15 protein-coding genes are annotated in these 13,391 nt (G+C 35.1%); 6 read left to right on the top strand and 9 right to left on the bottom strand.

Annotated features, from left to right (window positions below; all coding sequences use genetic code 11):
* Positions 1–6 precede the first annotated feature (6 nt).
* From dapA (EV214_RS13170) to dapD, 3 genes are all read left to right on the top strand, one after another.
* Positions 7–888 carry a 4-hydroxy-tetrahydrodipicolinate synthase gene (dapA, locus tag EV214_RS13170; protein ID WP_132246531.1) on the top strand — a complete coding sequence of 294 codons (882 nt, stop codon included), beginning with the start codon at positions 7–9 and terminating at the stop codon, positions 886–888.
* 12 nt (positions 889–900) lie between these two features.
* Positions 901–1,656, top strand: coding sequence for a 4-hydroxy-tetrahydrodipicolinate reductase (dapB, locus tag EV214_RS13165; protein WP_132246529.1), 756 nt, complete (start codon positions 901–903; stop codon positions 1,654–1,656).
* 139 nt (positions 1,657–1,795) lie between these two features.
* Positions 1,796–2,533: a 2,3,4,5-tetrahydropyridine-2,6-dicarboxylate N-acetyltransferase gene (gene dapD, locus EV214_RS13160; RefSeq protein ID WP_132246623.1), complete on the top strand. Its 738-nt coding sequence runs from the start codon at positions 1,796–1,798 to the stop codon at positions 2,531–2,533.
* Between the two features lie 36 nt (positions 2,534–2,569).
* Here dapD and EV214_RS13155 read toward each other — a convergent pair whose 3' ends face one another.
* The 8 genes from EV214_RS13155 to EV214_RS13120 all read right to left on the bottom strand — a co-directional run bounded on the left by EV214_RS13155 (position 2,570) and on the right by EV214_RS13120 (position 9,209).
* Positions 2,570–3,073, bottom strand: coding sequence for an NADH-quinone oxidoreductase subunit I (locus tag EV214_RS13155; protein ID WP_132246527.1), 504 nt, complete (start codon positions 3,071–3,073; stop codon positions 2,570–2,572).
* Positions 3,074–3,078: 5 nt separating this feature from the next.
* A complete protein-coding gene (locus EV214_RS13150) occupies positions 3,079–4,170 on the bottom strand; it encodes an NAD(P)/FAD-dependent oxidoreductase (RefSeq protein ID WP_243116666.1) in 1,092 nt (363 codons plus the stop codon).
* Positions 4,163–4,492 carry a (2Fe-2S)-binding protein gene (locus EV214_RS13145; protein ID WP_132246523.1) on the bottom strand — a complete coding sequence of 110 codons (330 nt, stop codon included), beginning with the start codon at positions 4,490–4,492 and terminating at the stop codon, positions 4,163–4,165. The genes EV214_RS13150 and EV214_RS13145 overlap by 8 nt, the downstream gene beginning before the upstream one ends.
* 28 nt (positions 4,493–4,520) lie before the next feature.
* Positions 4,521–5,396, bottom strand: coding sequence for a 4-hydroxy-tetrahydrodipicolinate synthase (gene dapA / locus EV214_RS13140; RefSeq protein WP_132246521.1), 876 nt, complete (start codon positions 5,394–5,396; stop codon positions 4,521–4,523).
* A gap of 38 nt (positions 5,397–5,434) precedes the next feature.
* Complete coding sequence (locus EV214_RS13135; protein WP_132246519.1) at positions 5,435–5,692, bottom strand: (2Fe-2S)-binding protein; 258 nt, start codon at positions 5,690–5,692, stop codon at positions 5,435–5,437.
* Position 5,693: 1 nt separating this feature from the next.
* Complete coding sequence (locus EV214_RS13130; RefSeq protein ID WP_132246517.1) at positions 5,694–6,449, bottom strand: FCD domain-containing protein; 756 nt, start codon at positions 6,447–6,449, stop codon at positions 5,694–5,696.
* Between the two features lie 84 nt (positions 6,450–6,533).
* Positions 6,534–7,979 (bottom strand): sodium:solute symporter family protein, encoded by a 1,446-nt coding sequence (locus EV214_RS13125; protein ID WP_132246515.1) that lies wholly within the window; start codon positions 7,977–7,979, stop codon positions 6,534–6,536.
* A 33-nt stretch (positions 7,980–8,012) separates the two neighbouring features.
* Entirely contained in the window at positions 8,013–9,209 is a 1,197-nt protein-coding gene (locus tag EV214_RS13120; protein WP_132246513.1) for an NAD(P)/FAD-dependent oxidoreductase, read from the bottom strand.
* A gap of 540 nt (positions 9,210–9,749) precedes the next feature.
* On the opposite strand from EV214_RS13120, the gene EV214_RS13115 reads away from it, so the two are divergent.
* From EV214_RS13115 to dapB (EV214_RS13105), 3 genes are all read left to right on the top strand, one after another.
* Positions 9,750–10,760 (top strand): aspartate-semialdehyde dehydrogenase, encoded by a 1,011-nt coding sequence (locus tag EV214_RS13115; protein WP_132246511.1) that lies wholly within the window; start codon positions 9,750–9,752, stop codon positions 10,758–10,760.
* 12 nt (positions 10,761–10,772) lie between these two features.
* On the top strand, positions 10,773–11,924 hold the full coding sequence (locus EV214_RS13110) for an aspartate kinase (protein ID WP_132246509.1): 1,152 nt from the start codon (positions 10,773–10,775) through the stop codon (positions 11,922–11,924).
* A 112-nt stretch (positions 11,925–12,036) separates the two neighbouring features.
* Positions 12,037–12,792 (top strand): 4-hydroxy-tetrahydrodipicolinate reductase, encoded by a 756-nt coding sequence (gene dapB / locus EV214_RS13105; RefSeq protein WP_132246507.1) that lies wholly within the window; start codon positions 12,037–12,039, stop codon positions 12,790–12,792.
* A 159-nt stretch (positions 12,793–12,951) separates the two neighbouring features.
* On the opposite strand, the gene EV214_RS13100 is transcribed toward dapB (EV214_RS13105), so the two are convergent.
* Positions 12,952–13,391: IS630 family transposase (locus tag EV214_RS13100; RefSeq protein ID WP_132246505.1), on the bottom strand; the 440-nt coding region annotated here is incomplete at its 5' end.

Raw genomic sequence — 13,391 nt, 5'->3', positions numbered from 1 at the left:
TTTTTTATGAGTTTATTTACAGGTTCCGGCGTTGCAATTGTGACTCCTTTTAAAGAAGGTAAGGTTAACTTCAAAAAACTAGAGGAAATGCTTAATTGGCACGTTGAACAAGGAACTGATGCCATTGTAGTTTGTGGTACTACTGGAGAAGCCTCTACAATGACAGAGGAAGAACAAAAGAAAACCATTAAATTCACGGTAGATATAATCAACGGAAGAATTCCAGTAATCGCAGGAACTGGAAGTAATTGTACCGTTCATGCCATAGAGATGAGTCAATATGCGCAAAAGATAGGTGCAGATGGTTTATTAATTATTACGCCCTACTATAATAAAACGACACAAAAGGGATTAATTGCACATTTTAATGCCATCGCTGACGCCGTGAATATTCCAATGATTGTATATAATGTTCCTGGTAGAACGGGTGTAAATATTCTCCCTGCCACTTTAGAAAAAATAAGTAAACACCCAAATATTCAAGGCATAAAAGAAGCAAGTGGGGACATTTCACAAGTTGCAGAAATTGCCCGTCTTGTGCCAAAAGATTTTTATATATATTCTGGTAATGATGATATGGTTGTACCCCTTATGTCTTTAGGGGGCTCTGGGGTAATCTCTGTAGTAGCAAATATTATTCCTAAAGATACACATGAAATGGTGCAAAAATTCATCGATGGCGACGTAAAAGGTTCTTGTGATCTTCAGCTTGGCATGAAATCATTAATAGATTCCTTATTCATTGAGGTAAACCCTATTCCAGTAAAAACAGCCATGAATCTTATGAACTTTGATATGGGTAATTTAAGATTACCGCTTGTAGATATGAATGAAGAAAATCTAAATGTACTAAAAACAGAAATGACAGTATACGGTTTACTCAAATAAGGAGGGGTTTTTTTGGTAACAGTAATTATAAGTGGCTGTAATGGAACAATGGGGAGGATTTTATCAAGGTTCATTGCTAATAATAGAGAAATGGAAGTTATAGCAGGAATCGATAGATATGTAGATAGATATGAAAATCCATTCCCTGTATATAAAAACGCTTGTGACTGTATGGAATCGTCAGATGTAGTCATTGACTTTTCCCATCACAGCACACTTGATGCTATATTAAAATACTGCGTAGATACAAAAACTCCTTTAGTTACAGCAACTACAGGATTAAGTGATAAAGATTCAGAAAGTCTTATGGATGCTTCCAAAATAATACCTATATTTCAAACAGGAAATATGTCTTTAGGTGTTAATGTGATTACCGATTTAGCAAAAAAAGCTGCACAGGTACTGGGAGATCCCTTTGACATTGAAATCATAGAAAAACATCATAATCAAAAGGTAGATTCCCCTAGCGGTACTGCTTATTTGATTGCGAATGGTATCAATGAAGGTTTAGAAAATAAAAAAGATTTTGTGTATGGTAGATACGGTCGGGCTGAAAAAAGAAAAACTACAGATATTGGTATACATGCTATTCGTGGCGGTACGATTGTTGGGGAACATACGGTTATCTTTGCAGGACCTGATGAAATCATAGAAATTAAGCACACAGCTATTTCTAAAGATATATTTGCTTTAGGTGCAATAGAAGCTTCAAAATTCTTATTGAAGCAAACAAATGGTTTCTATAATATGAATGACATGCTAAAATAAGAATGATATCCTATGCATTTTAAAAATATTCTGATAAACATCCTATAATCTTGCAACCACAAAGGGTATAATGGAAATGAATGATTCCCCTTTGTGGTTCAATCATATAATAATAGAAAAGAAAGGATTGATTATACTAATGACTACAGAAAGAAAAGTAACCAATGAAAATGTAGATTTCACAGATCCTTATGCTATTGCCCGATTTATTAAAGAGGCAAAAAAATCTACACCTGTAAAAGTATATGTTGATGGAAATCTTGAAAATGCACCTTCTGACACGATTAAAAAATTTGGTCATGAAAATTTTTGGGTACTTGTAGGAGAACATGAACACATTTCAGATTACTTATCAACGCACGAGGCCATAATTTCCGATTATTTTATTGAAAACGATCGTAGAAATTCAGCAATCCCTATGCTAGATATGAAAAATATCCCTGCAAGAATTGAACCAGGTGCCATCATAAGAGATCGGGTAGCAATCGGAAAAAATGCTGTCATCATGATGGGTGCCGTAATCAATATAGGTTCTGAAATCGGCGAAGGCACAATGATTGATATGAATGCTGTTCTTGGTGCGCGTGCTACCATCGGAAAAAATGCACACGTAGGTGCAGGTGCTGTAATTGCAGGCGTATTAGAACCACCTAGTGCAACCCCTGTAATCATAGAAGATGAAGTATTAATTGGTGCAAATGCTGTTGTTTTAGAAGGTGTTAGAGTAGGCAAAGGCGCAGTCGTTGCTGCTGGAGCGATTGTTACAAAAGATGTTCCTGCAGGCTGTGTGGTTGCTGGTTCACCTGCAAAAATTATAAAAGAAAAAGATGAAAAAACTGCTAAAAAGACACAATTATTGGATGATCTTAGAGGATAATTTAAAAGCCAATAGATCCGTTCTATTGGCTTTTATCTATAATCGCTTCATAGATATTACTTCTTGAAAATATTCTTTAGGATAAGTGGCACTAATCACCACTGTATTATGATTGGCTTTTCCGTTATTAATTCTCGTCACTCTACCCTTACAGATTTCTTCTCCTTTTCTCCCTACCATATCCACTACATCCCCAATATTGGGTAATGGTAAATACTCAAAAGGAAAAGAAATGCGTACTTCTTGTTCTGAATAAGTTAAATCCTTTATATAAATTGCCAACCCTGGGCAAGCAGCTACACAGATACCACAGCCCATACATTTTTTAAAATCAATTTTAGGCAAGTTCGTAATAGGCTTACCCACAAAAATAGCACCTTTAGGACAAGCCGTTTGACATGGGTTACATGGAATTTCTTCTATGCACTCTATCACTGCAATAGGTCCTCTTAAAAAATCCTCTTCTCTAGGAAATGATGGTGAATTTTTCAATTCTTCCAATGAAGGTGATCCTACTGTTTTTAAACTTTTATTATCCATTCAAATTATCCCTCCCTAGAAGCTAAAATCTTATCTTTTGCATTCTTTCTTTTATGTCCAAAAGGACCACATCTTAGTGCATTCAACCCATTCCACACAATTTTTGTTCTTTCTTCCTGTTCCTTTTCAATATAAAATCCCAATGAGGCAGCGGCATTAATTCCAGCCAGCCGACCTTCTTCCATAGCCGTACTCGCTTCTTCAATCCCTGAAACATCTCCAGCAACATAAATACCCTCTACCGTAGTTTCCATAGTTTTATTGTGCGCTGGCACATGTCCCCCCATCTCTTGTATGTAAACAAATTTAGATCCTGCAATCCAAGCCAACTCTGTTAGAGGTGTTAATCCAGCAGCAATACATATCGTATCTACCTCTAAAATCTTCTCTGTTCCTTCTATAGGTTTCCAATTGGAATCTAATTGAACAATTTCAACAGCTTCTACACAATTCTCTCCTATTGCTCTAGAAATTGTATGCGAAGTATAAAAATTTACTCCAGCACGGCGAACCTTAGCAGTATGTACACCATATCCTCCTAGTCTTGGCGCTGCTTCAACAATTCCAACCACTTCAGCTCCTGCTTGCATAAGCTGATATGATACAATAACGCCAACATTTCCTGATCCTAACATTAAAATCTTCTTTCCAGGCAATGTTCTATTTAAATTAATCATTGTTTGGGCTGCTCCTGCACCCATTACCCCAGGCAATGTCCATCCTGAAAACTTCACTGCATTTTCAATCGCTCCAGTAGCCAAGATAATCTTATCAGCTACTATGCTAAAAGATTGTTTTTTGTCCCGAATACCCCATATTTTTTTATTTTTATCAATTCCACAAACCTCTGTATTTAACCATACTTCAATATCTAATCTTTTAGCTTCTTCTAATAACTGATCACCAATATTTATACCACGGGTACCTGCCTTATGTTCCTTTGAACCAAAAAACTTATGGATTTGCTTAAAAAGTTGTCCACCAGGTTTTCCGTTTTCATCAATCACTAACACTTTGGCCCCAGCTTTTGCCCCTTCAATGGCAGCTGACAATCCTGCAGGACCTCCTCCTATTATGACAATAGATGCTTTATTCATCTTGCCCACCTCTTTTCCATTCCCCTGTCCCATGTTGCGTTTCAATGATCATGCCATCTTTTACAGGCGTAACGCAAGTACGAACATTTGGAATGCCATCTACAATCATAACACAATCTGTACATCTTCCAATACCACAGTAAATGCCACGAGGTTTGTGATGATGCTTTGTATATCTAAAAGTCTTTATATCATTGTTAAACAAAGCTGCAGCAATCATTTCTCCTTCATAGGCAAGGTAGGATTTTCCATCCACAGTGATTGTTACTTTTTTTTGTTCCGAAATATCTCCCAATATCGGATGTTTTAATATTCTCGTCATACTTTTCAGCCTTCCTTCCATACCCTCTTTATACTAAACCAAGTTTTCTCATGTCTTTTTGAATTTCAGCTTTCACAGCTGGTTTAGCTGTTGTTAATGGTAATCTTAAACCGCCTACATTTAATCCCATCATGTTTAATGCTGCCTTAACAGGTATAGGATTTGTCACTATAAAGAGATTTTGATTGATATCAAGTAATTCTAAGTGTATTTCTGCTGCCTTTTTAACATTTCCTTCTAAAAAGCTATCTATCATTTCTTTCATTTTACTGCTAACAATATGTGCTGCTACACTCACCACACCATATCCTCCCACTGCCATACTTGGTAGGGTTAGTACATCATCTCCTGTATAAACCATAAAATCCTTTGGTGTTTTTTTGACCATTTCTGAAAACTGAACAATATTTCCGCTGGCTTCTTTTAAAGCCACTATATTATCTATCTGTGCTAGTTTTTCCACCGTACTAGGCAGCATATTGATTCCCGTTCTTCCAGGCACATTATACAGCATAATATCCCCATCCAGTGCTTCTGCAACCGTTTTAAAATGTTCATACATAGATTCCTGATCTGGCTTATTATAATAAGGTACCACAACCAATAACCCGTCTACCCCGCAGGAAATAGCATCCTTTCCATTCTCAATTGTATCTGATGTAGCGTTTGTTCCAATACCCGCAATAATAGGAACATTCACCTTTTCTTTCAATATCTTATAAAGATCCATTTTCTCTTTCCTTGTAAGAGTAGGTGCTTCCCCCGTAGTTCCACATATTACCAACGCTGTATTTCCCTCATTAATCAGTTTATTAGCAAGTTCTACTGCTTTGTCATAATCTACATGCAGTGTATCGTCAAAAGGTGTCACCATAGCCGTAATAAATCTTCCCCAATTTTTCATATATGTTCTCCCCCATCCCTTATATTATAATTTAAATATCATTCTCCCAATGCACCCATTTTGATGGGTCTAACCGGCTGCCTATATGTAGATGGCTTTATATCCTTTAATTCAATCCCAGTTTCTCGCGCTAATATGCGCTCTATCATCCTTCGACATGTTCTCCCTTGACATAAACCCATTCCCGCTCTAGTCCATTTTTTAATTTCATTTACAGTAGTTGCACCATTACGAATCGCCTCAACGATTTCGCTTTCAGTAATTTCTTCACACCTGCAAATAATTTCATCACTCATTTCAAACCCCTCCATTTTTGTCTTTACATCCATTGTCATAATATTTATTCCAATACTTAGTAACATCCTTTGTTAGATTTTCAAAATGATGAATCATACATTGCTCCGCCTCTTCTTCATCATGTTTTTTTATAGCTTCGAAAATCTCTTTATGGGCAGTTCTATAAGGAGATTTAACACGGTCTCTTATATATTCGAATAGCTCTGTTTGTTGACCGAAAGTAGATATTATTGTATAGATTGATTCTAAAACAGTATTCCTAGACGCTCTAGCAATTGCTTTATGAAAATTAATATCCTCCTCTGCAATACTTTGGTTTTTTATGCGATTTTCTTCTTGCCTTTTTAATATTTCTTTAATATTTTCAATTTCTTCATCCGTAATATTTCGAGCTGCTAGCCTTACAGTTTCTCGCTCAATTGCATTTCTAGCCTGTATTACCATAATATAATCTTCCAGCACTTTTGTATTAACCATTTTATCTAACTCATCTTTATGAAAATTAATATGATCTATCATTCTAGCTTTATCTATTGCTTCAAGTCCCTTGTCGGTAATTACTCGTCCTTTAGAGCTTTCCTTTTCCACAAATGCCAATTTTTCTAAACGGTTTAGAATTCTACCGATGGTAGCAGAACTAATAGTAATTCCATTAATTTCTAATCTCTCTCCTAAAAGCCATGCTCCAATGGGTTCTTGGGAATCTGCTATACATTCTAAAGTTATTAGTTCTTTCTCGTCTAGAATTCTTTTCATATAATACCCTCCAATTACTTAATTTCTTTAGTGATGGGTATGATTTCATTAAGAAACCATACCCTACTTTATAGTATTATCTATTTAAACCATTTTCCCTTCATTTTCTACATTTTTATTCCGTGTCATAGTGGATACCACGACAATTAAGATGGCTGATACAACAAGGGCTGTAAGTACTCGGTTTGGACCTAATGCAGTGATCTGAGTCAGAACTGATCCAGCAACAATCCCTACCCTAGCACCCCAAGGGGTAACTTTGCTGTTCTTTTTACCCATTTCAAATTCTTCCCCTGATCTCTCTTTCCATAAAAGTCCAACCAATAATAAAGGTACCAATCCACCCCCTGCCATTGCATAGGCTTTAGAGAATAGACCTAATATAGAGCTTGCATAAATTGCTGCTACGGCTGAAAATATTCCAATGAGCACTGTCAGACTCTTAGCATACTTAACAAGTTGCGCATCTGTAGCTTCTTTGTTAAAAGGTTTAATTAAGTCATTTACAATCAAAATAGATGCTGAGTTTAAGTTTGAATCAGCCGATGACATACCTGCTGCTAAAATCAATACGAAAATCATGGCTGATATTCCGATTGGCACATAATTCATCATAAACCATGGCATAGCATCATCAGGCTTTAATCCTTGATTCAATGTTAATATAACCATTCCCACTAAAGCTGTCAGCATTACCATAAAAATGGCAATGATACCACTATACAGCATACCATTTCTTGCCGTTTTGCTATTCTTAGCTGAAAAACATCTTTGCCAATAGATCTGCGCTGCTAAGATTCCCACACAACCTGTCACAAATTTTGTTGCAAGGGCAATAATATCATTATCTCCCATTGACCACATTTCAGCCTTTCCAACTTCAGCTAGCCTGGATCCCAATTCTGCCATACTCCAGCTTACAGGAGAAAATGCATAAATATAAAATGCTGTACCGAAGATTACCACCATGATCCCTTGTAAAAGGTCGGTCCATACAACTGAATATATTCCTCCAAGGGCAGTATACACAATAAATACGGCTGAGAACATTAAAATAATTGGAATAGGGTTTGCACCAGTAACAATATTGAATATATTTCCAAATGCTTTTCCTTGTCCACCCACCCAAGCAATCATAATCATTGAAGCCAATATTCCTCCAAGGGCCCGTGTAACCTTATCCCTTGCAATTAAGTCATCAATCATCTCTGGGAAAGTATTATAAGTGAATCTGCCTGCCAACCCAGCAAACACTAGAGCGAAAATAACTTTTGATCCTTGCTCCCCTAAAATAAATGCCATCCAAGGTAATCCTATTGAATACCCTTTACCAGCATGACCTACAAAGTTTCCCACCCCCATGATTGTCGCAAATTGAGTAAAAAATATAAGATACATAGGAAAACTTTTACCACCAATTGCATAATTCGAGAAACTTGATTGAGCCTGATCCTTTACTTTCAATGAAATAAATAAGAAAGCACCACACATTAGAATTGTAAGTATCCATAATAATGAACCTAAACTCATTTAAACCCCCCCTTATTATTTTTATTTGAAATTCTAAGCACTTGCATTTTTCGCCCCCTCTTTTTGCTCGAATCTCCTTAGACTTAACGCATTCATATCATAATAGATGTTTCTATTACTGATCATATCTGCAATTAATTTACCTGTAATAGGCGCTAAAGCAATTCCATCGCCTTCATGTCCTGCAGCAATATAAAAACCTTTCCTGTTTTTGACTTCACTGATAATAGCCTTTCCATCAGCTGATGCAGGTCTGAGCCCTCCAAATGAACGAATTATGTGCGCATGTTTTAAAATGGGGAAAAATTTTATTGCTTGATTAATCATAATCTTTAATGCTTCATAATTCGTTGTTTTGTCGAACCCTACATACTCTCTTGTACTGCCAATCAGATAGTTCCCATCTGAACACTGTGAAAATGCAAATCCAATACCTAATTTATTATGTAAGTCATCTTTATTTTTAGCTAATTCCGGTCTCAGCTTTGCAACGATATATTCAGCACTCCATACATTTGTTTCTCCGATTCGAGGTATTTGTTCTGTCACAGCAATTTGCCCTTTTTTAGGTTTAATCGGAATATCAATTCCAATCATTTTTCCAATGTCCGAAGCCCAAGCGCCAGCAGCATTAACAATTTTCTCAGATTCAATCCATCTGCCATCATCAAATAATATTTTCCAATAATCTTTTTTTTGTTTAATATCTTTTATCACAACATGCTTCTTAATTTCTAACCCCAATGAAACACCACTAGAAACAAAGCCACGCATCACATTCAGCGGATTTACTTGAGCATCCTTAGAGCTGTATGTAGATGCAATAACGCCTTTTTTTATATATGGTTGCTTTTTCAATACATCCTTTTTATCAATAATTTCTACTTCTAATCCACAATTTCTTTGTTTTTGAACAAACTCTTCCATTACTTCAAGATGTCTCTGATCTTCTATCAGTATCATGCCCCCACGGTTTTCAAAATGTATATCTACATCTAGTTCCTTTGATAAACGCTTATACATCTCTAGGCTTTCAAAAGCAAGTTCTAGTAAAATTCCTGGTTTTTTAGACTGAAATAAGATCATATCATCACACGAACCCGATGCACCACTGCCGATCTCATTTTTTTCTATTAAAACAACTTTTTTTCCTTCTTTTGCTAAATAATAAGCTGTAGATAATCCAATGATTCCGCCTCCAATAACTGCAACATCATATATCTTTTTCATAGTATGTGCGCCCCCTTTTGCATCTTCATATATAGTTCCTTATCATTTGATGAGTAGCTTTTTTTTATATTACTCCTTTTTCCCAAAGTCTGTCAACTACTTTTCTGAATATTATTAGAAAATTTATCATTTTTAGATTATTAAGTTATTTGCAATATATTACAACCTATTTATTCATTACGAGAATGTTAGCTGTTGTGTTCCTCTATAGAAACAATCCATTTCCCAACTCTAATTTGACAGTTGTTTTGTTAGTGATGCACAATATATTGTAGTGGATAATAATCAAACACATCATTTAGTATGCATATACTAACAATCCTTTTAAGCATTAACATAAATCCAATTATGTTTTTTCATCACTATTTATTTAAATGTATTATACTCATATAAACAATAGACTTTCTATATTATTTTTTTGAATTTTCTTATTTTGGTTGACATTTTCAAATTAGAGGTATTATAATAAAACCATACTACTCATCACTAGATGAGTAACCACGTTATTAACTATACTATTAATTATAAGGGGGATCATTTATGAAAAAATACAATGTTGCAGTAGTTGGTGCTTTAGGTGCTGTTGGTCAAGAAATGATAAAAACACTTGAACAAAGAAATTTTCCAGTTCATCGTCTGAAGCCATTGGATATTGCATCAAACAAAGGAAAAGAAGTGTTTTTTAATGGTGAGAAAGTCTATGTAGAAACTGCAGAAAAAGGAGCTTTTGAAGATGTAGATATTGCACTTTTTTCAGCTGGTGGTGATGCAAGCACCTTACTTGCTCCTATTGCAGTAGAAGAAAATACCATTGTCATTGATAACAGTAGCGCTTGGAGGATGGACCCTACTGTTCCATTGGTAGTTCCTGAAGTAAATCCTGAAGATTTAGATAGTCATAAAGGCCTAATTTCTAATCCAAACTGCTCGACCATTCAAATGATGGTAGCCCTAAAGCCTATACACGATGCCTATACGATCAAAAGAATTGTTGTTTCTACATATCAAGCAGTATCTGGATCAGGTCAAAAAGCCATTAATGAACTTAATCAACAAGCAAAGGATTATGCTTCTGCTAAAAAAATGGTTCACACTGTCTATCCATATCAGATTGCATTTAATGCCCTTCCGCATATAGACATATTTATGGATAATGGATATACAAAAGAAGAAATGAAAATGGTCAATGAAACGAAGAAAATACTTTGTGAAGACATAAAAATTTCTGCTACCACTGTACGTGTACCCGTTTTTCGTTGCCATTCTGAATCTATCAATATTGAAGTAGAAAAGAAAATAGACATAGACAATGTTATAAAATTATTGACTTCCGCTGCTGGAATAACAGTGCAGGATTGTCCTAAGACGAATACCTACCCGTTAGCTATTGATGTAGCTGGAAAAGATGACGTTTTCATTGGAAGAATTAGGAAGGATTTTTCAATCGAAAATGGCTTAAACATGTGGGTTGTATCAGATAATCTTAGAAAAGGTGCGGCGCTAAACGCTGTACAAATTGCTGAAACCCTAGTTCAACGAAATTTATTATAGGAGGATAACAAAGTGGGTATTATCGTTCAGAAATTTGGAGGCACTTCTGTAGCAACTCCAGAAGCACGTCATGCACTCTTAAATCATGTGAAAAAATGTAAAGATGAAGGTAATGATGTCATTGTTGTTGTTTCCGCTATAGGAAGAAATGGCGCTCCTTATGCTACGGATACATTAATCAATCTTTTAGAGCAAATTAATCCTACTATTATTCCCCAAAAGAAAGATTTACTTATGAGTTGTGGAGAAATTATATCTTGTACATTGATTTCCCACTTCCTTGATACAAACAATATTCCATCGGAAGCCCTAACAGGATTTCAAGCAGGGATTATTACCAATGATAACTTTAATAATAGTGAAATTATTCATATAGACACCACTACCATTAAAAACAACTTGGCAAAAGGAAAGGTTGTTGTAATTGCTGGCTTTCAAGGAATCACTGCTAGTGGACAAATCACTACACTTGGTCGTGGGGGTAGTGATACTGCCGCTGTTGCCATAGGTGGATATATAAAAGCCGAAAGGGTAGATATTTTTACGGATGTTCCCGGAATTGCAAAGGTAGACCCAAGAGTTGTTTCTATAGCCCCTTATATATCATCTATTTCATACGATGATATATATAAACTTGCCTATCATGGCGCCAAGGTTATACATCCTAGGGCAGTTATGACAGCAAAACAGTTTAATATTCCCGTGCGTGTACGTTCAACTTTTTCCAATGATTTAGGAACACTTATTTCTGATAAAGATGTACCTTACAATGATAACATTGTAGGTCTAGCTCTAGAAAAAGATTTTTCATATATTAAAGTTGAAAAAGAAGTTTTATCACAAAGTGATTTTTTGAAAAATCCAGATATATTATTAAAGAAATCAGAAAATTTTTTAGAAGCCTATTATCATAAAGATCATATTGATTATCCACTAGATATAGAAGAAAATAGCTACTTTGAAAAAAAAGATCATATTGGACAAATATCTATAATCTTTCATGAAAACCCTGAGGATGAAACAAAAAAAAATTTGCAGGATTTTCTCATTCATGCAAACTTAGCTACCCAAGATATATTTTGGTCTGATGATCGTCTAGCTATTCTTCTTCCATTAGATCACATTACCCAGACCGTTCAAAGTTTATATGCCCATTATCATTAATCATAGTTCTTCTGTAACATAAAATTTTACACACCCGTTGAATAATTATCTTTTTATTAGGATAAACAGCTATACTATAATAAAAAACTTGATTAAACAAGGAGGCGTTTTTTTGATTAAAGTAATTGTAAATGGATGTAATGGAAAAATGGGGAATATTTTAGTAAAATCAGTCAACAACGATGAAGAGGTTATTGTGGTTGCAGGAATTGATCGGAATATAAATAAACAAAATCATCCATTCCCTGTCTATTCTCATCCCTCTAAATGCTTAGAAAAGGGTGATGTATTAATAGATTTTTCCCATCATAGCCTTATTTCAGATGTTTTAAACTACTGTGTGCACACAAAGACCCCTTTAGTTTTAGCAACTTCTGGTATAGCTTCTGACCAAAAGGAACAGCTACTAACAGCCTCTCATGCTATTCCTATTCTCCAATCACCTAATATGTCCCTAGGGGTGAATGTTATAATAGATTTAGTAAAAAAAGCTACAGAAACATTAGGACATTCCTTTGATATAGAGATTGTAGAAAAATATCACAATAAAAAAGTTGATTCTCCCAGTGGCACAACACTCATGCTTGCTAATGGCATAAAAGATACCTTTAAAGAACAAACACATTTTATTTTTGGTAGACATGGCAATAATGATGACAGAAAAGATACAGATATTGGTATTCATTCCGTTCGTGGCGGTACATTCATGGGAGAACACACCATATTATTTGCAGGTGCAGATGAAGTAGTAGAAATAACCCATAAAGCCCTCTCAAAGGATATTTTCGCCTTAGGCGCTATAAAAGCTGCCAAATTCCTTGTTGATAAAAAAAATGGATTCTATACTATGAATGATCTTTTAAAATAACAACTTTTAATATCCATTAGGGCTGATTTATATTAATACCTTAATCAGTGTGCTAGGAAGGTTTACAGCATTGTAAGAAAAATTATCAAGCATTATAAAGAAAGCTGAGGTATTTTACCTCAGCTTTTTTTACTTACTATATATATCGTATAAATGAAACTACATGCGGACGCACAATCTATTGATTACAGTTTTTGGTATTTGATTTGCCCAATTGATAAACCATTGTACCGCTTGTCTAATTTCCTGTACATTTGAAAAGAAAGCATTATTAATAACCTCATCTTTCATCCATCCCCATAATCCTTCTATGATGTTCATTTGAGGACTATATGGTGGAAGAAACACAAGTGTAAGTCGTTCATTATTTTCATTTAAAAATGCTTCCAATAATTTTGCATGATGAACTCTTGAATTATCGAGAATCATAACTATTTTCCCATCAAGATGTATCTTAAGCACGTTTTTAAGAAAGCCTTGGAATACCTCAGCATCATATTTTTCATGTTCTTCACAGTAAATCTCACCAGTTTCATAGTTGAGAGTCCCTAAGAGTTTAACACCTTCATGCTTTCCGTAGGTAGGGATGATTCTTTGGT

This window comes from Marinisporobacter balticus, assembly GCF_004345705.1.
Lineage (GTDB): Bacteria > Bacillota > Clostridia > Peptostreptococcales > Thermotaleaceae > Marinisporobacter > Marinisporobacter balticus.
This window is presented reverse-complemented; position numbering and strand designations above follow the sequence as displayed.

Excerpts from the sequence above, each read along its gene's own strand:
- EV214_RS13145 (WP_132246523.1), bottom strand. The coding sequence starts at position 4,492 with ATGACGAGAATATTAAAACATCCGATATTGGGAGATATTTCGGAACAA.
- EV214_RS13150 (WP_243116666.1), bottom strand. The coding sequence starts at position 4,170 with ATGAATAAAGCATCTATTGTCATAATAGGAGGAGGTCCTGCAGGATTG.
- EV214_RS13135 (WP_132246519.1), bottom strand. The coding sequence starts at position 5,692 with ATGAGTGATGAAATTATTTGCAGGTGTGAAGAAATTACTGAAAGCGAA.
- EV214_RS13125 (WP_132246515.1), bottom strand. The coding sequence starts at position 7,979 with ATGAGTTTAGGTTCATTATTATGGATACTTACAATTCTAATGTGTGGT.
- dapA (WP_132246531.1), top strand. The coding sequence starts at position 7 with ATGAGTTTATTTACAGGTTCCGGCGTTGCAATTGTGACTCCTTTTAAA.
- dapA (WP_132246521.1), bottom strand. The coding sequence starts at position 5,396 with ATGAAAAATTGGGGAAGATTTATTACGGCTATGGTGACACCTTTTGAC.
- EV214_RS13155 (WP_132246527.1), bottom strand. The coding sequence starts at position 3,073 with ATGGATAATAAAAGTTTAAAAACAGTAGGATCACCTTCATTGGAAGAA.
- dapD (WP_132246623.1), top strand. The coding sequence starts at position 1,796 with ATGACTACAGAAAGAAAAGTAACCAATGAAAATGTAGATTTCACAGAT.
- EV214_RS13115 (WP_132246511.1), top strand. The coding sequence starts at position 9,750 with ATGAAAAAATACAATGTTGCAGTAGTTGGTGCTTTAGGTGCTGTTGGT.
- EV214_RS13120 (WP_132246513.1), bottom strand. The coding sequence starts at position 9,209 with ATGAAAAAGATATATGATGTTGCAGTTATTGGAGGCGGAATCATTGGA.
- EV214_RS13130 (WP_132246517.1), bottom strand. The coding sequence starts at position 6,449 with ATGAAAAGAATTCTAGACGAGAAAGAACTAATAACTTTAGAATGTATA.